The organism is Microbacterium ureisolvens (genome assembly GCF_019511645.1).
GTDB classification, from domain to species: Bacteria; Actinomycetota; Actinomycetes; order Actinomycetales; family Microbacteriaceae; genus Microbacterium; species Microbacterium ureisolvens_A.
The window spans coordinates 48493-73464 of the sequence record NZ_JAEUAX010000010.1; the positions used below are offsets into that span (position 1 = coordinate 48493).

24 protein-coding genes, 1 tRNA gene and 1 pseudogene are annotated in these 24972 nt (G+C 69.8%); 7 read left to right on the forward strand and 19 right to left on the reverse strand.

The features are described from left to right. Window positions 1-76: 76 nt before the first annotated feature. Both JNB61_RS15730 and JNB61_RS15735 read right to left on the reverse strand, forming a co-directional pair. A complete protein-coding gene (locus JNB61_RS15730; RefSeq protein WP_220340226.1) occupies window positions 77-1726 on the reverse strand; it encodes an ABC transporter substrate-binding protein in 1650 nt (549 codons plus the stop codon). A gap of 47 nt (window positions 1727-1773) precedes the next feature. After that, on the reverse strand, window positions 1774-3609 hold the full coding sequence (locus JNB61_RS15735; RefSeq protein ID WP_220340228.1) for an amidohydrolase: 1836 nt from the start codon (window positions 3607-3609) through the stop codon (window positions 1774-1776). 22 nt (window positions 3610-3631) lie between these two features. Here JNB61_RS15735 and JNB61_RS15740 point away from each other — a divergent pair, with 22 nt between their 5' ends. The 4 genes from JNB61_RS15740 to JNB61_RS15755 all read left to right on the forward strand — a co-directional run bounded on the left by JNB61_RS15740 (window position 3632) and on the right by JNB61_RS15755 (window position 8006). Continuing rightward, entirely contained in the window at window positions 3632-4402 is a 771-nt protein-coding gene (locus JNB61_RS15740) for a TetR/AcrR family transcriptional regulator (protein ID WP_223214889.1), read from the forward strand. Window positions 4403-4603: 201 nt separating this feature from the next. Next, window positions 4604-6316 (forward strand): MDR family MFS transporter, encoded by a 1713-nt coding sequence (locus JNB61_RS15745; protein WP_220340229.1) that lies wholly within the window; start codon window positions 4604-4606, stop codon window positions 6314-6316. A gap of 11 nt (window positions 6317-6327) precedes the next feature. Further along, window positions 6328-6792, forward strand: coding sequence for a MarR family winged helix-turn-helix transcriptional regulator (locus JNB61_RS15750; RefSeq protein ID WP_220290715.1), 465 nt, complete (start codon window positions 6328-6330; stop codon window positions 6790-6792). 188 nt (window positions 6793-6980) lie between these two features. Beyond that, a complete protein-coding gene (locus tag JNB61_RS15755; RefSeq protein WP_220290717.1) occupies window positions 6981-8006 on the forward strand; it encodes an NADP-dependent oxidoreductase in 1026 nt (341 codons plus the stop codon). Window positions 8007-8105: 99 nt separating this feature from the next. On the opposite strand, the pseudogene JNB61_RS15760 reads toward JNB61_RS15755, so the two are convergent. Continuing rightward, a pseudogene (locus JNB61_RS15760) lies at window positions 8106-8996 on the reverse strand (LysR family transcriptional regulator ArgP). A gap of 71 nt (window positions 8997-9067) precedes the next feature. Here JNB61_RS15760 and lysE point away from each other — a divergent pair. Further along, the gene (lysE, locus tag JNB61_RS15765; RefSeq protein WP_220340230.1) at window positions 9068-9808 is read left to right on the forward strand and encodes an L-lysine exporter; all 741 of its coding nucleotides are present in this window, start codon (window positions 9068-9070) and stop codon (window positions 9806-9808) included. Between the two features lie 22 nt (window positions 9809-9830). On the opposite strand, the gene JNB61_RS15770 is transcribed toward lysE, so the two are convergent. Further along, the gene (locus tag JNB61_RS15770) at window positions 9831-10208 is read right to left on the reverse strand and encodes an iron chaperone (protein WP_159842376.1); all 378 of its coding nucleotides are present in this window, start codon (window positions 10206-10208) and stop codon (window positions 9831-9833) included. 62 nt (window positions 10209-10270) lie between these two features. On the opposite strand from JNB61_RS15770, the gene JNB61_RS15775 reads away from it, so the two are divergent. Then, a complete protein-coding gene (locus JNB61_RS15775) occupies window positions 10271-10546 on the forward strand; it encodes an acylphosphatase (RefSeq protein ID WP_159842375.1) in 276 nt (91 codons plus the stop codon). 5 nt (window positions 10547-10551) lie between these two features. Here JNB61_RS15775 and JNB61_RS15780 read toward each other — a convergent pair whose 3' ends face one another. From JNB61_RS15780 to JNB61_RS15830, 11 genes are all read right to left on the reverse strand, one after another. Next, window positions 10552-11367 (reverse strand): amino acid ABC transporter ATP-binding protein, encoded by an 816-nt coding sequence (locus tag JNB61_RS15780; RefSeq protein ID WP_159842373.1) that lies wholly within the window; start codon window positions 11365-11367, stop codon window positions 10552-10554. Then, window positions 11354-12022, reverse strand: coding sequence for an amino acid ABC transporter permease (locus JNB61_RS15785; RefSeq protein WP_159842371.1), 669 nt, complete (start codon window positions 12020-12022; stop codon window positions 11354-11356). The genes JNB61_RS15780 and JNB61_RS15785 overlap by 14 nt, the downstream gene beginning before the upstream one ends. Window positions 12023-12093: 71 nt before the next feature. Then, entirely contained in the window at window positions 12094-12894 is an 801-nt protein-coding gene (locus JNB61_RS15790; protein ID WP_220340232.1) for an amino acid ABC transporter substrate-binding protein, read from the reverse strand. 115 nt (window positions 12895-13009) lie between these two features. Next, on the reverse strand, window positions 13010-14056 hold the full coding sequence (locus tag JNB61_RS15795) for an NAD(P)H-dependent flavin oxidoreductase (RefSeq protein ID WP_220340234.1): 1047 nt from the start codon (window positions 14054-14056) through the stop codon (window positions 13010-13012). A 112-nt stretch (window positions 14057-14168) separates the two neighbouring features. Beyond that, window positions 14169-14861, reverse strand: coding sequence for a 50S ribosomal protein L1 (gene rplA, locus JNB61_RS15800; RefSeq protein WP_109211513.1), 693 nt, complete (start codon window positions 14859-14861; stop codon window positions 14169-14171). A gap of 14 nt (window positions 14862-14875) precedes the next feature. Continuing rightward, complete coding sequence (gene rplK / locus JNB61_RS15805) at window positions 14876-15307, reverse strand: 50S ribosomal protein L11 (RefSeq protein WP_159842365.1); 432 nt, start codon at window positions 15305-15307, stop codon at window positions 14876-14878. A 396-nt stretch (window positions 15308-15703) separates the two neighbouring features. Beyond that, window positions 15704-16534, reverse strand: a complete 831-nt coding sequence (locus JNB61_RS15810; RefSeq protein ID WP_220340236.1) for an endonuclease domain-containing protein — start codon at window positions 16532-16534, stop codon at window positions 15704-15706. Between the two features lie 269 nt (window positions 16535-16803). Then, window positions 16804-17922 carry a transcription termination/antitermination protein NusG gene (gene nusG, locus JNB61_RS15815; protein ID WP_220340237.1) on the reverse strand — a complete coding sequence of 373 codons (1119 nt, stop codon included), beginning with the start codon at window positions 17920-17922 and terminating at the stop codon, window positions 16804-16806. Between the two features lie 83 nt (window positions 17923-18005). Beyond that, the gene (secE, locus tag JNB61_RS15820; protein ID WP_116197035.1) at window positions 18006-18278 is read right to left on the reverse strand and encodes a preprotein translocase subunit SecE; all 273 of its coding nucleotides are present in this window, start codon (window positions 18276-18278) and stop codon (window positions 18006-18008) included. Between the two features lie 90 nt (window positions 18279-18368). Next, a tRNA-Trp gene (locus JNB61_RS15825) sits at window positions 18369-18441 on the reverse strand. Window positions 18442-18615: 174 nt separating this feature from the next. Beyond that, window positions 18616-19053 (reverse strand): pyridoxamine 5'-phosphate oxidase family protein, encoded by a 438-nt coding sequence (locus JNB61_RS15830; RefSeq protein WP_220340239.1) that lies wholly within the window; start codon window positions 19051-19053, stop codon window positions 18616-18618. A gap of 63 nt (window positions 19054-19116) precedes the next feature. Between JNB61_RS15830 and JNB61_RS15835 the strand changes: the two genes are divergently transcribed. Next, window positions 19117-19740 (forward strand): hypothetical protein, encoded by a 624-nt coding sequence (locus JNB61_RS15835; protein WP_220340241.1) that lies wholly within the window; start codon window positions 19117-19119, stop codon window positions 19738-19740. Between the two features lie 3 nt (window positions 19741-19743). Here JNB61_RS15835 and JNB61_RS15840 read toward each other — a convergent pair whose 3' ends face one another. Genes JNB61_RS15840 through JNB61_RS15855 form a run of 4 tightly spaced genes read right to left on the reverse strand, consistent with a single transcriptional unit; the run spans window position 19744 to window position 24951 of the window. Next, window positions 19744-21105, reverse strand: a complete 1362-nt coding sequence (locus JNB61_RS15840; protein ID WP_220290738.1) for an NAD-dependent succinate-semialdehyde dehydrogenase — start codon at window positions 21103-21105, stop codon at window positions 19744-19746. 41 nt (window positions 21106-21146) lie between these two features. Next, window positions 21147-22712, reverse strand: coding sequence for an APC family permease (locus JNB61_RS15845; RefSeq protein WP_220290740.1), 1566 nt, complete (start codon window positions 22710-22712; stop codon window positions 21147-21149). Next, window positions 22709-23593, reverse strand: a complete 885-nt coding sequence (locus tag JNB61_RS15850) for a universal stress protein (protein ID WP_220290742.1) — start codon at window positions 23591-23593, stop codon at window positions 22709-22711. Before JNB61_RS15850 ends, JNB61_RS15845 begins: the two co-directional genes overlap by 4 nt. After that, the gene (locus JNB61_RS15855) at window positions 23590-24951 is read right to left on the reverse strand and encodes a flavin monoamine oxidase family protein (protein ID WP_220340242.1); all 1362 of its coding nucleotides are present in this window, start codon (window positions 24949-24951) and stop codon (window positions 23590-23592) included. The genes JNB61_RS15850 and JNB61_RS15855 overlap by 4 nt, the downstream gene beginning before the upstream one ends. Between the last annotated feature and the right edge of the window lie 21 nt (window positions 24952-24972).

A 24972-nucleotide genomic window follows, 5' to 3' on the forward strand; every position in this document is an offset into this window, starting at 1 on the left:
CTCCATCCCGCGAGCCTGGGAAGAAGCGCTTCCGCCGGGGACGGGCATGGCACCGAGCGCGAGGTCCCCGCTCAGGTCACCGCGAGCCAATGGTCGCCGCCCACGGAAAGTAGAGGAACGCCACCGAGGGAGCGACGCCGGTGACCCGGTCACCGAGGAACACGGTCATCGGGCCTTCGAAGAGCGGCAGCCACGGCAGCTGCTCGTTGGCGATGCGTTGCGCTTGCGCGGTGACCTCACTGCGCTCAGCGGGGTCGTCGATGGCCACAGCCTCGTTCGCCAGGGCGTCGAACTCGGGATCGCTCCAGTTGCCGTAGTTGCTGAACTCGCCGGTGCGCAGCACGCCGTACATCTCCAGCGGATCCGGGCTGGACAGGTACCACGACGTGTAGAAGAGGTCGACGCCTTCGCGGGCGCTCGGGTCTGAGAAGAGGGCGGTGTAGGCGCTGGGACTCACGGTCTCGATCGTCGCCGTCAGCCCGATCGACTGCGCGGCCGCCGCCGCACCCTGTGAGATCACGGCGAAGTCGTTGCCGATCGGAGCGGTCGCGATGACGATCTCCTCGCCGGCGACGCCGGCCTCGTCGATGAGCTTCTTCGCCGCCTCGATGTCGTACGGGTACTCCTCGAGCCCCTCGAACGCCTCATCCAGGGCGGCGTCACTCGCGCCGACCCACACCGACTCGGTGGTCAGGGCGTCGGTGAGCTCGCCGTAACCCTTGGCCGCAGCATCCAGGATCCCCTGCCGGTCCATCGCCATCATCAGTGCCTGCCGCACGCGGAGGTCGCCGAGGGGACCCTCCAGGTTGCTGACGACGAGGCTGCCGACGGCGGTGTTGAGGCCGAAGTACACGTCACCCTTGCCGGCCGACTGCAGCTGGGCGATGGCATCGGTCGGGATCATCCAGCCCCCGTCGACCTCGCCCGACTTCAATGCGTTGACCCTGGCGTTCGAGTCGCTCATGAAGAGCATCTCCACCTCGCCGGCCCTGGCGCGCAGCGTGTCGTCCCAGTAGTCGTCGTAGCGGGTCAGCGTCACGGACTCGCCCGACTTCCACTCGGTGAGCGCGAACGGACCTGTGCAGTTCACGAGACCGGACGAGTTGCCGTAATCGGCGCCCTTCTCGGCCAGCGTCGCGGCGGACTCGACCACGCCCGCCGAGCCGCCCATCGCGAGATTGAACTGCGAGTCGGCCTGGGTCATGGTCACGGTGACCTGACGATCGCCGGTCTGCTCGATCGCAGCCACATTCTGGTAGACCGAGTACCACGAGGAGCCGACCTCGGGATCGAGGTGGCGGCTCAGCGAAGCGACGACGTCGGCGGCTGCGAGCGGGGTGCCGTCGTGGAACGTCACGCCGTCGCGGATCGTGTAGACCCACGTCTCGGGCGTCGGGTGCTCGAACGCCTCGGCGAGCCCCGGCGACAGCGTGTAATCGGGATTCAGGCGCAGCAGCGATTCGCACACGTTCGAGAGCACCTGGTTGTCGGCGTAGTCGAACGCGTACGCATAGTCCAGCGAGTAGGGCTCGGAGTAGCTCACCCACGAGAACGAGTCGATGTCGCCCGTCGGCGCGGCCGTCTCGGCGGTGTACTCCCACTCAGGCGCGGCGGTGGTGTCGGGACTCGACGTGTCGGCGCTGCACGCGGACAGGACGAGTGCGCAGGCCACGCCGACGCTCGCGACGGCGAGCAGGCGACGGGCGGGGCGTCGGGTGGGGATCATGGTGCTCCTCGGGTTCGGACGACGGTGTCGGGTGGTGGAGAGGGAACTCAGGACGGAACGGATGCTGCGACCTCGGCGTCGGCGTCGGCATCGACGTCCGCCTGTGCCTCGTCATCGGCAGCGGCGCGCGCGAAGACGCGCTCACCGTCGATCCACGTCGAGGCGACGCGGCACAGGTAGAGGTCTTCGGTCGGAACGGTGAACGGGTTCGGTTCGACGACCACGAGATTCGCGAGGTAGCCGGATCGGACGTAGCCGGTGTCGTGGTCGCGGTGGTTCACGTACGCCGTGCCCGACGTGTAGGCGGCGAGCGCCGTGGCGAGATCGAGGCGCTGATGCGCGCCGCCGAGCGGCTCGTCGCCCGACAGCGGGGCGACGCGGTTCACCGCCATGTGCACCCCCGCGAGCGGGTCGGCGCTCGACACCGGCCAGTCGCTGCCGCCCGCGAGGCGCACCCCCGCCCGCTGCAGGTCGCCGAACGGGTATTGGCGCGATGCCGCGGACTCGGCGAGGAACGGCAGCGTGAGCTCGTCCATCTGGTCCTCGTGGCACGCCCAGAGAGGCTGCATGTTCGCCACGGCACCCGTCGCGGCGAAGCGCGGGACGTCGGCCGCGTCGATCACCTGGATGTGGGCGAGGTGGTGGCGGCCGTCGGTCGCACCGTTGACCTCCGCTGCCGCTTCGAGCGCGTCGAGCGCCTCACGCACGGCACGGTCGCCGAGCGCGTGGAAGTGCAGCTGGAAGCCCGCGGCGTCGGCGGCGATGGCGTATTCGCGCAGGCGCTCGGCCGGGATGAACGACAGGCCGCGGTTGTCGGTGGAGTGGCCGTGCCCGTCGCGGTACGGCTCGAGCATCGCGGCCGTGTGGTTCTCCGCGACTCCGTCGACCATGAACTTTATCGAGCCGAGCGAGAAGCGGTCCTGGTGGCCGAGCGCCGCGACCTCGTCGCGCGCGCGGATCATGCCCTCGAGCTGCTCGATCCCCTCGCTGCGCTCCCACCACTGGGCTCCGACGACGTGGGCCTTGAGCGTTCCCTCGGCGAGCGCCCGGCGGTATGAGGCGAGGGCACCGGGGATCCCGGGGAAGTTGCCCACGAGTGCGTCCTGCCAGCCCGTGATGCCCTGCGCGATGAGGTCGTCCTGCGCCCGCAGGAGGCCCGCGTAGGCGAGGTCTTCCGAGACCTTCGGCCGGACCTCGGCGAAGAGGTCGGCCGCCCCCTCGTGGAAGGTGCCCGCCGGGAACCCGTCGGCTTCCCGCTCGATCCGTCCGTCCGCCGGGTCGGCGGTCGTCTCATCGACGCCGGCCGCACGCATCGCCGCGGTGTTCGCCCATGCGGAGTGGTGGTCGCGGCTCGCCAGCAGCACTGGCCGGTCGGGCACGATGGCGTCGAGCGCGGCACGCAGCGGCGCGCCCCCCGGGAAGTGGTCCATCGACCACCCGCCGCCCACGATCCACTCGGCCTCGGGGTTCTCGGCGGCGTAGCGCGCGATCGTCGCGAGCGTGTCAGCGGCGTCCTCGGACCCGGTGAGGTTGCACTGCAGCAGCTCCACGCCGCCGGACATGGGGTGCACGTGCGCATCCTGGAATCCGGGGGCGAGCAGCGCGCCGGCCAGGTCGACGACCTCGGTGCCAGGACCGATGAACACGGATGCCTCGTCCTCGGCGCACACAGCCGCGATGCGGCCGTCCCGCACGGCGACGGCCATGCCGCTCACCGCTTCGGCGCTTCCCGAGCGCACGAGGTCGGAGCTGAACAGCGCGCCTCCGATGAACACGGTGTCTGCGAACGGGGTGTCTGCATCTGCGGGTACAGCAGCGGCCACGGGGACCTCTCCTTCGTCGTCGAACGGGTCGCTTGACGATAGACCGATGTCATCGGGCATGTCAACACCGTTGACAGTGCCGATGACCGATCGGTTAGGCTCGGGACGTCACGACGGGCAGACGCGCGCCCGTGGCACGATGGACGCGACGGCGGAAGCGGGGATCATGGCGGCACGCACCGGGGCGACGCGCGACAAGGCGGGCGCGAAGCGTCTGGACCGCGCGACGATCATCGCCGCCGGCCTCGAGCTCGCGGAGACGACCGGCTCCGCGTCCCTCTCGATCCGCGACCTGGGGGCGAAGCTCGGCACCGATCCGACCGCGGTCTACCGCCACTTCCGCGGCAAGGAAGACCTGATGGGCGCGCTGCTCGACGAACTCACGGTGCGCAGCCTCGCGGCGGTCACCGCCGATCCCGCGCAGTGGCAGGAGCGTCTGCGCCAGCTCGCGTCGGCGACACTGACGGAGTTCGCCCGCTACCCCGCCGTGGGCCAGGAGGCGATCGTGCTCACCACCCACGGTCCCGGAGAGCTCGACGCCATCGAATTCATGCTCGACGCCTTCTCGCGCGCCGGCCTCACCGGCGATGCCCTGGTGCAGCACTACGCCCTCATGGCGACCCACGTGCTCTCGATCGCCGCGGGCGTGGCCCGCGCGCGGGCCGAGCGCACGACTCTCGCCGGCGCCGACGCGAGCCCCTGGTTCGAGGGGCCGCTCCTCGTCGACCCCATCAAGCACCCGCACATCGCCCAGATTTCCGCACAGCTGCTGGACCTCGAGGACCGCGAGCTCTTCATGCTCGGCGTCGAGGCGGTCATCCGCTCCGCCGAGCGCGCGGCCCGCTCCTCCTGACGCGGACACCGCGGCGCGCGGCATCCGTACGCCGTCGCTCCTTCACAGGCGGGCAATGCGGAACCCCGTCGACCCCGCTGATAGTTGACGCACGTCAACCATCAGCGTATAGTTGACTCGAATCAACTGTTGACTCGAGTCAACCTTCTTGCGCGCCGATGCCGCCGCGAAACCCACCACGTCTCACTCGTAAGGACTCCTATGGCCACGTCCACCCCCGCGACCGGGTCGGTCGCCATCGTCGACGCGAAGCGCCGGCATCGCCAGGTGCTGCAGGCGCTCACCGGCCTCCTGCTCGGCATGTTCGTGTCGATGCTCGCGTCGACCGTCGTCTCGACCTCGCTCCCCGTGATCGTCCACGACCTCGGCGGCGACCAGGCGGCGTTCACGTGGGTCGTCACCGCGACCCTGCTGACCACGGCGATCTCGACACCCATCTGGGGCAAGCTCGCCGACCTCTTCAACCGCAAGCTGCTGATCCAGATCGCGATCGTGATCTTCGTGCTCGCCACCGCGGCCGCCGGGTTCTCGCAGGAGCCGGGCACGCTGATCGCGTTCCGCGCGGTGCAGGGCATCGGCGCGGGCGGCCTCGCCGCACTCAGCCAGGTCATCATGGCCGACATCATCAGCCCGCGCGAGCGCGGCCGGTACATGGGTCTCTTCGGCGCTGTCATGGCGGTCGCGACCGTCGGCGGTCCGCTCCTCGGCGGCTTCATCACCGACACGATCGACTGGCGCTGGAACTTCTTCATCGCGCTGCCGTTCGCCGTCGCCGCGCTCATCATGATGCAGCGCACGCTCCACCTTCCGCCGCGCCCGAAGACCAAGGCGCGCATCGACTACTTCGGGATCGTGCTGCTGTCGACTTCGGTGTCGCTCCTGCTGATCTGGGTGACCAACGCCGGCAAGGACTACGACTGGTGGAGCACCGAGACCATCCTCATGGTCGGCGGCGCGCTCCTCGCCGCCGTGCTGTTCATCATCGTCGAACTGCGCTCCGCGGAGCCCCTGGTCCCCCTCACGATGTTCCGCAACCGCACGTTCACGCTCGCGGTCATCGCATCGATCTCGATCGGCATCGCGATGTTCGGCACGTCGGTGTTCCTCAGCCAGTACATGCAGCTCGCCCGTGGCGCGACCCCGACCGAGGCCGGCCTCATGACGATCCCCATGATCGGCGGCCTTCTCCTCGCGTCGATCGTGATCGGCGGCCTCGTCACCCGGACGGGGCACTGGAAGCCCTACCTCATCGTGGGCGGCGTACTGCTGATCGCCGGCTCGTACCTGCTGTCGACCATCCACTACGACACGAACTTCGTGCTCGTCTCGCTCTACATGTTCCTGCTCGGCGCCGGCGTCGGCATGACCATGCAGAACCTCGTGCTCATCGTTCAGAACACCGCGAACCCGAGCGAGATCGGCGTCGCGAGCTCGGGAGTCACGTTCTTCCGCAGCCTCGGCGGCACGATCGGCGTCTCGGTGATGGGTGCGGCGCTCGCCACCTCGGCGACGAACCTGTTCACCGAACGCAAGGACGACATCGGCGCGGCCCTCATGGCGCTCGGCGAGAAGGGCGCCGCCATCGGGCAGCAGCTCGCGTCGGGCACCATCCCCCAGGTCTCGACGCTGCCCGAGTCGATCCGCGTGATCGTCGAGGACATCTACGCCCAGGCCATCGCCCACTCGTTCCTGATCGCCGTGCCGCTGGCCGTGATCAGCCTCATCGCGATCATCTTCCTGCCGAACAAGCCGCTCACCCGCATGACCACGAGCGAGCGCGTCCAGGCGAGCGAGGCCGACCTCGCGACCGTCTCGGTCGCCGAGGGCATGGAGACGCTCACCGCGACGGCGGACACGGATGCTGCGGCCCCGGCCGCAGGCGTCGCGGACGAGGCATCCGGAACCCGACGCTAGTGTCGAACCTGATGACCTCCGACGACACTCGAGCGGCGCGCACCGAGGCGGTGCGCGCCCTCGAGGCGGAATTCTCGGAGCTGATCAACCGCATACGCCGGATCCTCATCGACAACGCCAACCGGGTGAGCCCCGGAATGCTGCCGGGCGCCTACAAGGTGTTCACGACCATCGTGCGCCGCGAGGGCATCACGCTGTCGGCACTGGCCGAGTCGCTCGCCTCCGACAAGGGCCAGATCAGCCGCACCGTGCGCGAGCTCGAGCAGCTCGGCCTCGTGCAGCGCACGCCCGATCCCGATGACGGACGGTCGAGCCTGCTCTCCCCCACCCCGTTCGGGCTAGAGCGCCTGGCCCAGGCGCGCGCCCCGCAGGAGAACCTGCTCGTGGACGCGCTCGAGGAGTGGCCTGTCGACGACATCCTCAACCTCACGCGCCTGCTGCATGCGCTCACGCTCGGCGAGCGCCCCGCGTCCTGAGCCGCTTCCTCAGGGCTCGACGGCGTCGTCCTCCCGCAACCCGCCGCATCGATCGTCCGCGGTGCGCGGTCCGTGTTGCGACACCGGTAGCACCCGCGTAACACGGGCGAGACGAAGGCAGGGTTGACTGTACCCAACGGGGGTTCAGTTCTGTGCCGAGGGCGGCACGCCCGCGGAAGGAGCGCACGATGAGGATCCGACCGCTGCGATCGGCACCAGAGACCCCGCTCGCCCCCGTCGCGGCGCCGCCCGCCGAGATGCGGGCGATGGTCGTGGACGCCCCGGGCGATGCGGACGCGTTGCGCGCAGCATCCGTTCCCGTCCCCTCGCCCGTGCTGAGCGAGGTGCTGGTGCGGGTCGTCGCGGCGGGGGTCAACCCGATCGACGCCAAGACGCGCGGCGGCAGGGGCGTCTCGGGAGCCATCGCGGCGTACCCCGCGACCCTGGGCTACGACTTCAGCGGCATCGTGGTCAAGAGCCCATATGAGGCTCACCCGTTGGCACCGGGCACCGAGGTGTTCGGCATGGCGTCGTTCCCACGCACCGGCGGCTCGTACGCCGAGTACGTGGTGGCGCCGTCGCTCTCGGTCGCCCGCAAGCCCGCATCCCTCTCGCACGTCGAAGCGGCCGGCGCGCCGCTGGCCGCGCTCACGGCCTGGGGTCTCGTGGTGGAGACCGCCCACGCGCACGAGGGGCAGCGCGTGCTGATCCACGCCGGCAGCGGCGGGGTCGGCCACTTCGCGGTGCAGTTCGCCGCCTACTTCGGCGCGCACGTCACGGTGACCGCCTCCGGTCGCAACGCCTCGTGGCTTCGTGAGCTCGGCGCGGCCGTCGTGATCGACTACACGACCACGCGGTTCGAGGAGGTCGTCTCCGAGGTGGACGTCGTCATCGACCTGGTGGGCAACGTCCAGTCCGAGACCGGCACTCGCTCGCTCGAGGTGCTGCGGCCCGGCGGGCTCTACGTGGTCGTGCCGACCGGATCCTGGCCCGGCCACGCCGAGGCCGCGGCCGAAGCGGGCGTGCGCAGCACCTCGTACAAGGTGATCCCCGATGGCGGAGCGCTGGCGACCATCGGCCGCCTCCTCGACTCCGGCTCGGTGCAGGTCTACATCGAGCAGGTGTTCGACCTCGCCGAGGCGCCCGCCGCGCACCGCGCGATCGAAGCGGGCCACACGCGCGGCAAGGTCGTGCTGCGCGTGAGCGACGGCTGACCGCCACTCTGCCCGCCGCATCGCGCACGGGAATCAATTCGCCTGCGGCGGGCATCCGCCGCGATCCCGGTCTGGCGTACGAACAGCGAAATGAGCGCGTCAGACTGGCGCGAGCACGCGGCGCCCTTCGGCGACGATCGCGTCGGCGATCGCGTCGAGCAGCGGAGAGCGCAGGTTCCACTGCTGCCAGTGCAGGCCGACATCGACCGGGGGGCCGCCCAGCAGCACGAGCTCGCCGCGCTCGAGGGCGTCGTGGGACTGGAAGCGCGGCAGCATCGCCCACCCGAGCCCGAGGCGCACCGCCGAGGCGAAGTCGTTCGACGCGGGCACCTAGTGACGCGGCGGCTGCGCGGGATCGACGCCCTGATCGGCGAGCCAGGCGTTCTGCAGGTCGTCGCGGCGGTCGAAGTCCACGAGCGGGGCGTTCGCCAGCGCCTCCACCCGGTCGCCGGCGAGCCAGCGCGCGACGTAGGCCGGGGTCGCGACCGCTTCGTAGCGCATCGCGCCGAGCGCCGAGCTGCGGCATCCCGCGACCGGCGCGGCGCGTGACGTCACCGCGCCCATCACGGTCCCCGACTCGAGCAGGCCCGCGGTGAAGTCCTGGTCATCGCGGTGCAGGTCGAAGACGACGGGATGCCGCTGCGCCAGCCGTGCGAGAGGCTCGAGGAACCACGTGGCCAGCGAGTCGGCGTTCACCGCGAGCGGCACGATCGTGAGCGCGGCCTCGTCGTCGCCAGCGCCGAGCTCGGCCAGCGCATCGTGCTCGAGCAGCGCCGTCTGTCGTGCGAGCCGGATAACCGAGATCCCCGCCTCGGTGGGCCGCACCGGCTTGGAGCGCACCAGCACGAGCCGGCCGAGCTGCTCTTCGAGCGTCTTGATGCGCTGGCTGACCGCCGACGGCGTGACATGCAGCCGGCGCGCGGCCGCATCGAGCGTGCCCTCGTCGACGACGACGGCCAGTGTCTCTGCCAGTTCGAACGGAATGCGCATCTTAAGTCTGGCTAATGCTACTGAAGACGCATGAGCTGGACTACGGATGCTGCGGCTCGTAGCGTCGAAACGTGCTCTCCCCCGTTCTCGCCGGCCTCGGACTCGGCTTCTCGCTCATCATCGCCATCGGCGCGCAGAACCTGTTCGTGCTGCGGCAGGGGCTGCGCCGCGAGCACGTGCTCGCGGTCGCGGCCGTCTGCGCGATCTCGGACGCCGTGCTCATCGCGCTCGGCGTCTCGGGCGTCGGGCTTGTGCTGCAAGCTGTGCCGTGGCTCGTCGTCGTGGTGCGCTGGGCGGGCGCTCTGTTCCTCGTCGCTTACGGCTTGCTGGCCGCGCGACGCGCATGGCGTCCGTCGGGCCAGACGCTCGGCGGCGAGGCGACTGACCCGGGCTCATCGGCGCACGACGGGCACGAGTCCGTGCCGCCCGGCCGCACCCACGCCGGCGAGGCGCTGGAAGCCGGCGCTTCGGCTTCCGCGGTGCGCAGCGACGTCCTTACCGCCGCGACCCCTGCCGCGCACGCCCGCCTGCTTCCCGTGCTTCTCACCTGCCTCGCCCTCACGTGGCTCAATCCCCACGTGTACCTCGACACGGTGTTCCTGCTCGGCACCGTCGCGAACACCCACGGCGACTCCCGCTGGCTCTTCGCGGCCGGGGCCATGACCGCCAGTGTCGTCTGGTTCTTCGGCCTGGCCTTCGGCGCACGCCTGCTCGGCCGCTGGCTGTCGACGCCGCGCGCCTGGCGCATCCTCGACGCGGTGATCGCGGTCGTCATGATCGCGCTCGGCGCCTCACTGGTGCTGCCCCACTGACCGCGGGGCTGCGGCACCGGACTCAGCGCTTGCGCAAGGATGGATCTTCGATCTCGGCGACCCGCGCCGCCACGATCGCTCGGATCGTGTCGTCCGGCAAGGGCCGCTCAGGCTGGAACCGGATCGTGCCCTTGTCGAACTCGAGCGCCTCGCGTTCGCCCGACGGCAGCCCTTCCGCGACCCTCTCGGGCACCCGGCCGCTGAACGGGTACACGCCGATGTGCTTCTTCGTCCGCATCACCGCGATGAGCGCCTTCCCGCGGTACAAGAGCGCCGGCATCCCGTAGCTCCGGCCCTGCTCCACGTCGGGCAGCGACTCCCGCACGACGTCGAACACGTGCGACACGACGGCTCGGTCGGACGGGTCCAGGCTCTCGAGGTACTCGTCAACGGTTCCCATGCCGGCATCCTGGCCGACTCCACCGGGTCGCGGCAAGGCGTGTGCGGCGGCAAGATGGCGACATGAGACGCGTGCACGTGACCGTCCGCGGCGACGTCCAGGGCGTCGGCTACCGCTACACCATGCGCATCGTCGCACGCGAGGCTGGCGTGGCCGGATGGGTGCGCAACCGACGCGACGGGTCGGTCGAAGCCGAGGTCGAGGGCACGCCGGCTCAAGTGGACGAGGTGCTCGCGTGGATGGCGGAAGGCCCGCCGGGTTCCCGGGTGGAGCAGGCGACGGTGACGGATGCCGCCACCACCGGTGAGCGCGGGTTCGAGGTGCGCCCCACCGGCTGAGCCCGTCAGCCGTCGAAGGGTCGCAGGATCCTGTCGATGAAGCGGCGGGTGCGCTCGTGCTGCGGACGGCTGAACAGCTCCTTCGGTGCACCTCGTTCCAGGACGATGCCGTTGTCGAAGAAGAGCACCTCGTCGGCGACCTCGCGCGCGAAGGCGAGCTCGTGCGTGACGATGACCATCGTCCACCCCTCCTCCGCGAGCTCCTTGAGCACGAGGAGAACCTCGCCGACGAGCTCCGAGTCCAGGGCGCTCGTCGGCTCGTCGAACAGGAGCAGTGCCGGCTGCAGTGCGAGGGCGCGGACGATCCCCACGCGCTGCTGCTGGCCGCCCGAGAGCTCGAACGGATAGGCGTCGCGCTTCTCGCTCAGCCCCACGCGGTCGAGGAGCGCCTCGGCGCGCGCGACCGCCTCGGCCTTCGGCACGCCGTGCGCGTGGACCGGCCCCTCGGTGACGTTCTGCAGGACGGTTCGGTGCGGAAAGAGGTTGTGGTGCTGGAACACCATCGCGGAGCGGTCGCGCAGCGCGATCCGGTCCGCCTTCGAGACCGGCGCCGCGAAGTCGACACGGGGTCCGTCGGCGAAGGCGACCGTTCCCGCCTCGGGTGTCTCGAGTCCGTTGAGCGAGCGGAGCACCGTGGTCTTGCCCGAGCCGCTGGGGCCGATGAGCGCGACGACCTCGCCCCGACGCACCTCGAAGTCGACGCCGTCGAGCACGCGGTTCGTGCCGAAGGTCTTGGTGAGACCCGACACCTCGAGGAGCGGGCGATCGTCGGCAGGAGCCGGCGGGGCGAGCGCGTCGTCCGTCGGATCAATGGGCGACATAGCGGTCGAGCCTCCTCTCGATCGCGCTCTGCCCGGTGGAGAGCACGAGGCAGATGAGCCAGTAGATGAGCGCGGCCTCGAGATAGATCGCGAGGACCTCGAAGGTGAAGGCGGCGATCTGCTGCGCCTTGCGGAACATCTCCGTCACGAGGATGGTCGATGCCAGCGACGTGTCCTTGACGAGCGAGATGAACGTGTTCGACAACGGCGGGACCGACACGCGCGCCGCCTGCGGCAGCACGATCCGGGTCAGAGTCTGGGCCTGCGAGTACCCGACGGTGTGCGCGGCCTCCCACTGGCCCTTCGGCACCGAGAGGATCGCGGCCCGCACGATCTCCGCCGCGTACCCGCCGACGTTGAGCGAGAACGCGATGATGGCGGCCGGCCACGGGTCGATCACCACGCCCACCGACGGCAGCCCGTAGAAGATGACGAACAGCTGCACCAGCAGCGGCGTTCCGCGGATCACCGACACGTAGAACCTGGCGATGTTCGAGAGCACGGGATTGCCCGACAGCCGCAGGAGCGCGACAGCGATCGCGATCACGAGCCCCAAGGCGAACGACGAGAGCGCGAGCGGGATCGTCCCGGTGATCGCGGCGAGCAGCAACGGCCAGAACGAGTCCACCAGCAGAGCCCAGGTGGTGCCATCCATGCGGGTCCTCCCTTTGCGACAGACGACGACGCCGCCCGCCCACGGTAGGACGGGCGGCGCCTCGTGGGCTACTACTGGGTGACGTCGGCGCCGAAGTACTTCTCGCTGATCTCGGCGAGCACGCCCTCTTCTCGCAGCTCCGCGAGGGCACCGTCGATGGCCTCGACCAGCGCTTCCTTGTCCTTGGTGAACGCGAAGGCGCTGAGGCTCGGCTCATCGGTCTCGACGGCGATCTTGAGGCCCGTCGGGCCTTCGCTCTTCTCGTAGTCGAGGAAGGTCAGGCTGTCGTTGACGGTCGCGTCGACGCGCCCCTGCTGCAGCAGCGCGACGGCCTGGGCCCAGCCCTCGACCGCCTCGACGGTGGCACCGCTCTCCTCGGCGAGCTGGTACCAGTTGCTCGTGAGCGACTGCGCCGTCGTCTTTCCGGCGAGATCCTCGAAGCTCTTGATCGAGTCGTCGTCCTCGGCCACGACGATGACGCCGGGCGACACGGTGTAGGGCTCGCTGAAGAGGTACTTCTCCTCGCGCTCGGGGTTGATCGACACCTGGTTGCCGATGACGTCGAAGCGGCCGGCGTCGAGTCCGGCGAAGATCGCGTCCCACTGCGTCTCCTGGAAGACGACCTCGAGGTCGAGCTTCTCGGCGACCGCCTCGGCGATCTCGACGTCGAAGCCGACGAGCTCGCCGGACTCGTCGTGGAACGAGAACGGGCGGTACGTGCCCTCGGTGGCGACGGTGAGGGTGCCGGGGGTCACCAAGCCGTAGTCGTCGCCATCGCCGCTGGGGACGGGGTCGGCGGAGCCGCTGCTGCACGCGGTGAGAGCGAGGGCGGCTGCGGCGGTGAGGACGAGAGCGGTGATGCGACGTGACATGTGAGTTCCTGGTGATGGCGTTGCTGCGTGCGAGCGGGCGTGAGGCCCGACTTTCCAGTAGAACACGGTCTCGGCCGCACAGGGTCGTCGCGTGTCGCTTTGTTGCTCGACAGGCTCAGCCCGGGAGGCCCGCGACAAGCTCGGCGAACACCTCGGCCACGTCGTCGCTCGGCGCGAGCCCCGCGGCCTGCCCCGCCCACAGCGACACCAGCTCGCCCTCGCCCCGCTTGCCGGCCTCCGCGCGGAACTGCCCGGTGAGCCAGTTCTGCGCGGGGAACGGCGCGATGATGCCTGTCGTCTCGATCTCACGCATGGCGCGATTCGGGATGCCGCGTGCCAGGCGCCCGCTCATGGCGCGGGTGAGAACGGTCTCTGCGTCCGCGGCGTCGGCGATCGCCTGACGGTGCGCGTCGGTGGCGGCCGACTGCCGCGTGCGCAGGAAGGCCGAACCGACTTGCACGCCCGACGCGCCGAGCGCGAAGGCGGCCGCGACGCCGCGCCGATCGGCGACGCCTCCCGCCGCGATCACCGGGACGTCCACGGCGTCCACGACCTGCGGGACCAGCGCGAAGGTGCCGACGAGGGACTGCTCGGCCGGCCGCAGGAACGACACGCGGTGCCCCCCGGCCTCGGCGCCGGTGGCGACGATCGCGTCCACCCCGGCCGCCTCGAGCGCGACGGCCTCCGCGACCGTGGTAGCGGTGCCGATCACACGGATGCCGCGGCTGCGTGCGGCCGCCACCACGTGCTCCGACGGCACCCCGAAGACCACGCTCAGCGCCGCGGGCGCAGCATCCATCACCGCCGTCATCTGGGAGTCGAGATCGGGCAGGAACTCGATCGGAGGCGTGGGGTGGGCGAGCCCCAGCTCGTCGTACAGCGGCGCGACGGCCTCGATCGCCGGCTTGAGGTCGACCTCGCCCGGTGTGACCTCGTCGCCCGTCGGCAGCCACAGGTTCACCGCGAACGGGCGGTGCGTCGCGGAGTGCAGCGCGGCGATCGTGTCACTGATGCGGTCGGCCGAGTAGCCGTACAGTCCGTACGAGCCGAGTCCGCCGAGTTCGCTCACCGCGGCCGTCAGCTCGATGGACGAGAGTCCGCCGAAGGGGCCGAGCACGATCGGCGCGTCGATTCCGAACAGGTCCAAGAGCGTCTTCGACATGCCTGAGACGCTACTCCCGCGGTCGCTCGCGCGCCGGAGCGGTTACGACGAAGGCCCCACCCTGACGGGTGGGGCCTTCCGCGACCTGCCGGTCGCTGAGCTTGTCGAAGCGTCAGACGAGGGTGTTGACGTCCAGCGGGATGCCGGGGCCGAACGTGGTCGACACGGCGCCCTTCTGGATGTAACGGCCCTTCGAGCTCGACGGCTTCAGGCGCACGATCTCTTCGAGCGCGGCCTTCAGGTTCTCGTCCAGCTGCTCGGCAGAGAACGAGGCCTTGCCGACGACGAAGTGCACGTTGGCGTGCTTGTCGACGCGGAACTCGATCTTTCCGCCCTTGATCTCCTCGACGGCCTTGGCCGGGTTGGGGGTCACGGTGCCGGTCTTCGGGTTGGGCATGAGGCCACGGGGGCCGAGCACCTTGCCGAGGCGACCGACCTGGCCCATGAGCTCGGGCGTCGCGACGGCCGCGTCGAACGCGGTCCAGCCGCCGGCGACCTTCTCGATGAGCTCGGCGCCGCCGACCTCGTCCGCACCCGCGGCGATCGCGGCCTCAGCGGCCGGACCCGTCGCGAACACGATGACGCGGGCGGTCTTGCCGGTGCCGTGCGGGAGGATGACGGTGCCGCGCACCATCTGGTCTGCCTTGCGGGGGTCGACCGAGAGCTTGAGCGCGACCTCGACGGTCGAGTCGAACTTCGCCGAGCCGGTCTCCTTCGCGAGCGCGACGGCCTCGGTCGGGGTGTAGAACTTGTCCGCCTCGATCTTGGCGGCAGCGGCCTGGAAGGCCTTGGACTTGGTAGCCATGTTTCCTATCCCCCTCAGTCCTCAACCGTGATGCCCATGGAACGGGCGGTGCCGGCGATGATCTTCGAGGCGGCCTCGATGTCGTTCGCGTTCAGGTCGGGCTGCTTGGTCTCGGCGATCTGGCGGACCTGCTCCTTGGTGAGCTTGCCGACCTTGACCGTGTGCGGCGTCTTCGAGCCCTTCTGCAGGCCGGCGGCCTTCTTGATGAGCTCAGCGGCCGGCGGGGTCTTCAGGATGAACGTGAAGCTGCGGTCCTCGTAGACGGTGATCTCCACGGGGATGACGTTGCCGCGCTGCGACTCGGTCGCGGCGTTGTACGCCTTGCAGAACTCCATGATGTTGACGCCATGCTGACCGAGCGCGGGGCCGATCGGCGGCGCCGGGTTGGCTGCACCGGCGTTGATCTGAAGCTTGATCAGGCCGGTCACCTTCTTCTTCGGTGCCATTCTTTTCCTTCGTTCGAGCGTCCCTCGCGGGGCGCGCTTCCACGAGCCAGGCGGGCCCTGGACGTGGTGGGATTTCGTCGCGCGATGGGCGCAACCGCTCTAGTCTACCCGATGCCCTCCCCTGCTCCGCTCCGGGGCGCAGATCTACGGAGATGTGCACGATCGCGGATGCCACGGGCCGAGGCATCCGTCATCCTGCGCTTCTCCGCAATCGTGCACGCATGATCCCTGCGCGATCGCGGATGCCACGGGCCGAGGCATCCGTCATCCTGCGCTTCTCCCAATCGTGCACGCATGATCACCGCGCGATCGCGGATGCCACGGGCCGAGGCATCCGTCATCCTGCGCTTCTCCGCAATCGTGCACGCATGATCTCTGCGCGATCGCCGGTCCCGGTCACGAGGGACGGTGCAAGCCCTGCGCGACGGCGCGCACGATCACATCGTGCACGTCCACCCATCTCGTCATGACCTGCACGTAGTCGACGCGGACGACGTGGTAGCCGAGCAGCGCCAGCCGCGCATCGTGGGCGATGTCGCTGCGTCTCTGCGCTCCGACGTGGTGGCCCCCGTCGACCTGCAGCACGAGGCGGTCGCCGATGAGGAAGTCGACCGCGTGCCCCGCCAGCCACACCTGCTGCCGGATCGGCAGCCGCAGAAAATGCAGCCGCACCGGAATCAGAGTCTCGAGCCCCGAGTCGGAGACCGGCGAGCACTGCTCAAGCAGCGCTCGCGCCGCACCCGACAGCGGCATCCGCTGAAGCGAATCGCGCGCCGCCAACTCTTGCCGCAGCGCCGATTCCCAGATTGCGAGTGCCTCCTCGCGGGGAAGACAGGTTGCGACGAGCGCGAGCACGTTCTCGATCGGGTCGACGAGGGCATCGGGATGCCTCGGCACCAGAGGTCGCGCCCAGTGGACGCGCGTGCCGGCCTTCATGTCGCCGATGTGGTGATGCGGCGGCGCAGCGACGTGCGCGCGATCATCGCGCAGTACCCAGAGTCCGAGCCGTCGCGCCTGGGTCTGACACGTGAGCACCACCCCTGCGCGTGCCGCCGCAATCAGGAGCGCGTCCGCATCGAGCGCCGCGACCCACCCGTTGCGCGGGCGCACGAGAACGCCCGACGAGACGGCACCTTCGATCGCGCGGCGCGGGAGCCCTTGGGCCCGAAGTGCGGCGACGCGCGCCACCCCACCCACTGCGCGGACAGCGCGCACGACATCTTCCATCCAGCCAGCGTGCCGCGTGTCCGGCCGCACGCCGGAGTTTCGACGCCACATGGGGATGAGGGGTCCCAGGACATCTTCTGGGGAGGACCCGATGGTGCACAGCAGTGCGGAGATGTGCACGATGACGGATGCCTCGGGTCGAGGCATCCGTCATCCTGCACATCTCCGCCATACTGACCGGACCGGACCGGACCGGACCGGACCCGAAGACGACGAAGCGCCCCGCCGTTCGGCGGGGCGCTTCGTCTAGGTGATGGGCTCGGCGGGTCTCAGAGCTTGGTGACCTGGTCGAACGACAGCTCGACCGGGGTCTCGCGCTCGAAGAGCGAGACGAGGACCGTGAGCTTGCCGCTCTCGGGCTTGATCTCGCTGATCGTGCCCGGCAGGCCCGCGAACGAGCCCTCCTTGATCGTGATGGTCTCGCCCACCTCGAAGTCGACCTCCGCCGGGATGACACGGGCAGCGGCGGCTGCGCCCTTCTTGGCCGCACCGCTCTTGGCGCCGGCGACCTCCTTGACCTCGACCAGGCTCTTCAGCATGTTGAAGGCCTCTTCGAAGCGCAGCGGCGTCGGGTTGTGGGCGTTGCCGACGAAGCCGGTCACGCCGGGCGTGTGACGCACGACCGACCAGGTGTCTTCGTTGAGCTCCATGCGCACCAGCACGTAGCCGGGGATCCGGACGCGCGTGACCATCTTGCGCTGACCGTTCTTGATCTCGACGACGTCCTCCATCGGGACCTCGATCTGGTAGATCTCCTCCTCGACCTCGAGCGTCGACTTGCGCTGCTCGATGTTGGCCTTCACCTTGCGCTCGAAGCCGGCGTAGGAGTGGATGACGTACCACTTGCCCGGGAGGGTGCGCAGCTCGGCGCGGAACGCCTCGTAGGGGTCTTCGTCCTCATCGGCGTAGCCGTCGGGAACCTCGGCCGCATCGGCCGGGGAGACGGAGGCCTCGACCTCGTCGACCACGGCGGCGGCGGCATCCACCTCCGCGACGAAGTCCTCGTCGAGCTCGGCCTCGTCCTCATCGCCGTTCACGTCGGGACCGTCGTACGGCGTCACCTCGTCGGCGGCTTCGGCCTCGCGCTCGGCGACCTCCTCCGCGATGGAGTCGTTGATGACCTCGGCCGCAGCCTCGGTCTCGGCCGTCTCGTCCAGGTTGAGAGCGTCGTTCACGATGGCGTCCGCCTCCGGGTCGTCGATGTCGATGTCATCCAGGTCGGCGTCGTCCTCTTCGGACTCGTCGACGATGTGGATCGCGAGGTGCTCGGCGGCCTCGACCGACCGCTCCTCCGCCGCGAGGACGTTGCCCTCCTGAGCTTCGTCGTCCTCCGACGACTGCTCGGCGGCCGTCGCCCAATCGGCGTCGTCGACATATCTTTCAGTCACGTGAGTTCTCTTCCGTTCCGTCCGCTGCCGGACCTGCGGTCCGCCCGTGTCATGCCCCCGCTGCGAGCCGGGAGCGCCCGGGATCAGGCGCCGGGGACCCCGAAGACGTACGACGTGATCCACACGAACAGCACGTCCAGGCCGTAGACGAGCGCCATCATCACGACGACGAAGCCCAGCACCACCGCCGTGTACTTCAGCAGCTCCTGGCGCGTCGGCGTGACGACCTTGCGGAGCTCGGCGAAGACCTGGCGCACGAACAGGGCGATACGAGCGAAGACGTTCGGCTTCTTCTCGCGGGGCGCGGTCGTTCCCTCTGCGGAGACGACTTCGCCCTTCGGCTCGTCCTGAACCATCGATGCCACCTGATTACCTTCCGTGAGCCGACACGGGTCGGCACACTGTGTTGTCAACCACCAGTATGTGACCGGTGTTGCGCTGACGCGCAGGGCGGACAGGAATCGAACCTGCAACCTGCGGTTTTGGAGACCGCTGCTCTGCCAATTGAGCTACCGCCCTAGAGACCCGGAGGCCGCGCGAAGCCCGCACTCTTCCCCTCTCACCGCGGCTTGAGGATCCGCACCCGAGTACCGGGCACGGCGAAAGAATGCAGATTTCGACTGCACGATCCAGTGTACGGCATGCCCGAGGACCCCGCGAACCGAGGCGGCCCCTCACGCGTCCGTCCATGGATCAGTACTGCTGCACGCCGTAGCGGTCGGGCTCTGGTCCGCGCTCGAACGCGCGGCCCGACAGCGATGTCGCCTCGACGCGGACGTACGTGTACTTCAGCGTCGGGATCCAGGGCCTGAGCCCCAGGCCGTCGGCCCGCTCCACGTCGCCGGAACTCTCGAGCGGATGCGCACGGCCCCGCACGATCACGCTCCACGCGTCGGTCTCGGTGTGATCGTCGACCTCGAAGAGCACCTCGTCGTTGACCGTCAGTTCGAACAGCTTGCTCCCCTGCGCCGTGCGGAAGAGCACGCTCTCCCCGTCGACGACGTAGTTCACGGGGAAGATGTCGAGCACGTCGCCGACGTGGGTGACGAGGCGGCCGAGCTCCTGCGTGCGCAGGCGCGCCCAGCACTCTTCATCGGAGAGAGCGACGACGGGGTCCGGTGTGTCTGCCATGACTCCATCCTCGCGCTCGCACCTCGTCGGCGACAGCCCCGGCGCCGGGATTAGCATTCCCGCATGGCTCTCGCGCAGACGCGGCTCGACGACTTGTGGGACTTCTCCGACGCGGCAGCCTCCGAGGCGCGGCTGCGGGCGGCGGCGGAGGAGGAGACGGATGCTGCGACCCGCGCCGAGCTCGAGACTCAGGTCGCGCGGGCCCTGGGGCTGCAGGAGCGCTTCGACGACGCCGACGCGACCCTCGACGCGGTCTCGATCGAGGATGCCGCCGTCGCGGCACGTGCGGCCCTCGAACGCGGCCGCGTACGCAACTCAGCGGGCGACGCCGGCGCGGCAGTGCCCTACTTCCTCGCGGCGGTGGATGCCGCATCCGGATCCGGTCTCGTATTCCTGCAGGTCGACGCGCTGCACATGCTCGCGATCGCGGAGCCAGATCAGGCCGAGGCATGGACCTCGGCGGCGTTCAGGGCGCTCGACGGCGCCTCGGATCAGCGCACGCTGCGCTGGAACGTGTCGCTGCACAACAACGCCGGCTGGCGCCTCTTCGAGGCCGGACGCCTGGCCGAGGCGATCGCCGAGTTCGAGGCGGCACGGGATGCCGCGACCCGCTGGGGCACGCCGCAGCAGGTCCAGTGGGCCGACGAGGCCCTCGCCGAGGCGCGCGAGGCGCTCGGCGAGGGCTGATCGTCAGGCGCCGATGCGGATCAGCTTCTTGTTGACGAACTCGTCCGCCGCCAGAAGACCCATCTCGCGCGAGGTGCCCGAGCGCTTCACGCCGCCGAAGGGCAGCCCGGGCTCGTCGGCCAGCACCACGTTGACGTAGACCATGCCGGCGTCGATCTTGTCGGCGACGCGCTGGGCCTGCTCCTCATCGGTCGTGAAGACGTACGAGCCGAGGCCGTAGCTGGTGTCGTTCGCGAGGGCGACCGCCGCGTCCTCGTCGGCGACCTTGTACACGACGCCGACGGGTCCGAAGAACTCCTCGCGGTACGCGTCCATGTCGCTGGTCACGTCGGTGAGCACGGTTCCCGGGTAGAAGGCGCCGTCGCGCGTGCCGCCGGCGACGAGCTTCGCGCCCTGCGCGACCGCCCGGTCGACCTGCTCCGCGAGGCGCTCCGCCGCCGTGAGCGACGACAGCGGACCGAGGACGGTGTCATCGGCGAACGGGTCGCCGACCTTCGCCTCGGACATCTTCGCGGTGAACTTCTCGAGGAACTCGTCGTACAGCCCGTCGACGACGATGAAGCGCTTGGCGGCGTTGCACGACTGCCCGGTGTTGTCCAGGCGCGCGTCCACGGCCGCCTGCACCGCCGCGTCGAGGTCGTCGGTCGAGAGGAGGATGAACGGGTCCGACCCGCCCAGCTCCAGAGCAACCTTCTTGAGGTTGCGTCCGGCGATCTCCGCGACCGCGGCGCCGGCGCGCTCCGAGCCGGTGACCGAGACGCCCTGCACCCGGCGGTCGGCGATGATCGCCGCCGCCTGATCGTTCGTCGCGTAGATGTTCGTGTACACCCCCTCGAGCCCGGCGTCGGCGTAGATCGCCGCGATGGCGGCGGCCGACTCGGGGCACTGCGGCGCGTGCTTCAGGAGGATGGTGTTGCCCACCACGATGTTCGGCGCCGCGAAGCGGGCGACCTGGTAGTAGGGGAAGTTCCACGGCATGATGCCCAGCAGCACGCCGAGCGGCGACCGGCGGATGACCGCGGTGCCCTCGCCGTCGATGTCGATCGGCTGGTCGCCGGTGATCTTCTCCGCGTGGTCCGCGTAGTACTCGGTGATGTCGGCGGCGAAGTCGACCTCGCCGAGAGCGGCCTCCAGCGGCTTGCCCATCTCGCGCACGATGATCGCAGCAAGGTCGTCGCGACGCTCGCGGTGGAGCTCCGCCACCTTGCGGATCCGTGCCGCGCGCTCGGCGACCGGCTGGTCGCGCCACGTGCGGTACGCAGCATCCGCTCCCGCGATCGCGGTCTCGAGAGCCTCGTCGGTGATGGTCGGATACGTGGCCAGGGTCTCTCCCGTGGCCGGGTTCACGACGGCGTAGTCGGTCATTGCGTTCTCTCCGATCGGGGTGGATGGGGACAGTCTGCCCGTCAGCGACGGGCGCGTCGAAGGCTTTCGGGCGCGTCGACACCGAGTGTCTCACCGCGGAAGAACGCCGGACGCTTGATCGCCTGCCAGATCATGATCACGACGCCCGCGAGGATCACCGTGACGCCGAGCACGAACACCAGGCCCAGGCCGAAGATGCTCGATCCGCTGCCGTACGCCGGGTCCATCGAGTCGATGAGCGTCGTGACGAAGAGCACCGCGAGGATCGCGCCGCCGACCAGCGGGAACAGGAACGTGAAGAAGAAGCTGCGCACGGAGTCGAACCACTGCTTGCGGAAGTACCAGACGCACGCGAACGCGGTGAGGCCGTAGTAGAAGCAGATCATCATGCCCAGCGACAGGATCGTGTCGGTGAGCACGTTCTCGCTCAGCACGCGCATGACCGCGTAGAAGACCGAGGCGACGATCGCCGAGACCACGGTGGCGTAACCCGGGGTGAAGAACCGAGGGCTGACCCTCGCGAACTTCGGGGGAAGCGCGCCGTAGTGGCCCATCGCGAGGAGGGTGCGGGCGGGGCCCACCGCCGTCGACTGCAGCGAGGCCGCCGAGCTCGACAGCACCGCGAGCGACACGAGGAACGCCAGGGGCCCCAGGATCGGGTCGGAGAGGGCGAAGAAGACGTTCGCCGAGATGTCCTCGTTCGCAAGCCCCAGCGGACCGTCGCCGACGCCGGCGAACATGATGAGGCCGATCGACAGCAGGAGGTACAGCGACACCACGATCACGACGGTGAGCATCGCGGCGCGTCCCGGCGTCTTCTCGGGGTTCTTGGTCTCCTCGTTCATGGTGAGGACGACGTCCCAGCCCCAGAAGATGAAGATCGACAGCGAGAGGCCGGCGGCGAACGCACTGAAGGTCGGAACCTCGAGCGGGTTGAACCACGACCACGAGAACGCCGTGGGGTCGGGCGCGTCGCCCGAGACGGCCTTGACGATCGCGACGATCGCGAACAGCACCAGCACGACGACCTGGAAGCCGACCAGGACGTACTGGAACTTCTGCGTGGTCTGCATGTCGCGGTACGACACCAGGGTGGCGCCGAGCATGAACAGCAGGCAGACGACCACGTTGATCAGCGGGTTGAACGCGAGATCGGCGATCTCGGGGTTGCCCGTCAGCTGCGAGATCAGCAGGAACAGGAACTCCACGGCGATGCCCGCGAGGTTCGACAGCACGATCACCGTCGCCGCGACGAGGCCCCAGCCGGTCATCCAGCCGATCCACGGGCCGAAGGCCCGCACGCCCCATGTGAACGAGGTGCCCGAATCGGGCATCGCGCGGTTGAGCTCGCGGTAGCCGAACGCGGTCAGCAGCATCGGGATGAACCCGACGAGGATGATCGCGGGCACCTGCGTGCCGACGACGGCGACCGTCGGGCCGAGCGACGCGGTCAGCGTGTAGGCCGGGGCGATCGTGGAGATGCCGATGACCACGGCCCCCACGACGCCGACGGCGCCGGCGCTCAGGCCCTTCTTGGACAGCTCCCCGGCGTGGGAACCGGAGGCCGGGGCGAGCGGCGCCGCAGCGCCGCGACTCTGTGAGCTCATGCGGGTGAGCCTTCCTGGCCACGCGTGCGGGGCACGACGACCATCGGGACGGGCAGCTCGTGCAGCATCTTCGCCGCGGTCGAGCCGAGGAACAGGCGCCGGGGCTGCGCGAGGCGGCTGGAGCCGACCACGGCCAGCTCCCCCGGCTCCCAGGCGAGGTGCGCGACAGCGTCTTCGATGCTGTCGCCGCGGGCGACGACGACCTGCGCCCGAACACCGTCGGGCAGGGTGTCGAGCGCCTTGCCGAGCACGTCGTCGGCATGGGCGGCACCCGCGACACGGATGACGCCGGTGTCGACGGTGGCAGGGAGGTCCACCGAGACGAGGGACAGCAGGCGCAGCTCGGCGCCGGTCGCGGTGGCCAGCGCGATGCTCTCATCGAGCAGGGCGCTGGCGCCCGGGCGGGTGCCGATCGCGGCCGTGATGCGGGTCACCGCGGTGGCCTCCAGCCGGCGCGACCCCTCCGGTGCCAGCACGACGGGCACGTCGGAGGAATGCAGCAGCTCGTTCGCGACCGTGCCCAGGCGGTGCCGCCCGCGCAGTCCGCCGTTGGCTGCGCCGACGACGATGTGGGACGCCTCGAGCTCGTGCGCGGCGAGGATCAGGCCCTCTGCGAAGGAATCCGCGAAGCGCACGTGCGAGGTGTGGGTCACAGCATCCGGAATCGATGCCGCCGCCTCGGCGAGCCAGGTCTCAGCCTGGGTCACGAGGTAGCGGTCGTATCCGGCGTCCGGCGGGGTGATCACGCTGCGGTCCTCGGCCGGCAGCACCAGCACGAGGTCGAGCGCCGCGCCGAGGGCGGAGGCGAGACGGCTGCCGAGGGCGACGGCGTCGGCTCCGGCATCCGTGGCGGTGTAGCCGACGACGATGCGCGCGCTCATCCGCGGGCCGCCTCGACGATGTTCGCCGCGGCCAGGCGACCCATGCGGATCGCGCCGTCGACGTGCTGGTAGCCGGCGCCCGCCATGTCGCTGCACGCGAAGTGGATCGGACCGACCGCCGTGCGGAGGTCGGCGCCGTAGCGGTGCAGGCCCCCCATGTCGAAGCTGGCGGCGTAGGCGCCCCGCGTCCACTCCTCCGAGCCCCAGTCGCTCTCGTAGTAGACGACCGGGTTCTTCGCCTCAGGACCGTAGTAGTGCGAGAGCGACTCGAGGATGCGCTCCTTGCGCTCCTCGGCCGACACACGGAAGACGTCGTCGGCGTTGCGGTCCGACACGAAGCCCACGAGGGTGCCGCGCTCGTCGCCGTGGTTGGTGTTGTCGTACGCCTCGTGGGAGAGCTCGTACGGGCTGAAGGCGGTGCCCGAGAGGCCCTGCTCGCGCCAGAACGGGCGGTCGTAGACGGCGTGCACCTTGATCACGAAGCCCATCGAGATGTGCTGGTGCATCTGGTGCTGCAGCCGCGGGAGCGCCGGCACGAAAGAGATGCGGTTGTACAGCACCGGCGCGAGCGCGAGGATCACGTGGCGGGCCCGTACGCGGAGGTCGCCGTCGGCGTGCACCGTCACGCCCTCGTCGGACCACTCGATGGTCCGCACCGCGTGACCGAGGAGCACGTCGTCGCCCAGGCGCTCCGCCAGGAGCAGCGGAACCTGCTGCAGGCCGCCCACGACGCGCTTGTCGAGGATGAAGTCGGCGTCGACGAGGTGCGAGTACGAGCCGGCGGAGGCCGCCATGAGCAGCGACTGCAGCAGCGAGAAGGCGTGCGTCGGCTTGGTGAGCATGGCCGATCCGGTCGCGAACGCGAGGTTGCGGACCGCCTCGTCGTCGTCGGTCTGCGCCCGCAGCCAGGCATCCCACGAGATCGCGTCCCACTCGGCCGCCTTCTCGTGCGCCCACGGGCGGTCGGGGTCGATCTCGGCGACCATGGCGTCGAGACGCTCGGTGATCTCCGCGATCACGCGCTCGGTCTCGGGGGCGACAGGGAACATGTCGCCGGTGAAGCGGGTGGCCGTGCCGTCGGGGCCGACATAGACGCTGTCGCCCTCGCGGTAGCGGCTGTAGGTCTCGAGCCCGAGCTCGGCGACGGTCTCGATCAGCGCGTCCTGGTCGGGCGAGACCCACTGTCCGCCGATCTCGAGCATGGCGCCGTCGATGACGTCGGTCCAGAGGCGCCCGCCGACGCGGTCGCGCGCCTCGAGCACGACGACCGACAGCCCGGCCTTCTTCAGCTCGTTGGCGGCGGTGGTGCCGGCAGCGCCGGCGCCGACGATGACGACGTCGCGGGTCAGCTCGGTCATTCGGACTCCTTCGTTCCTCAG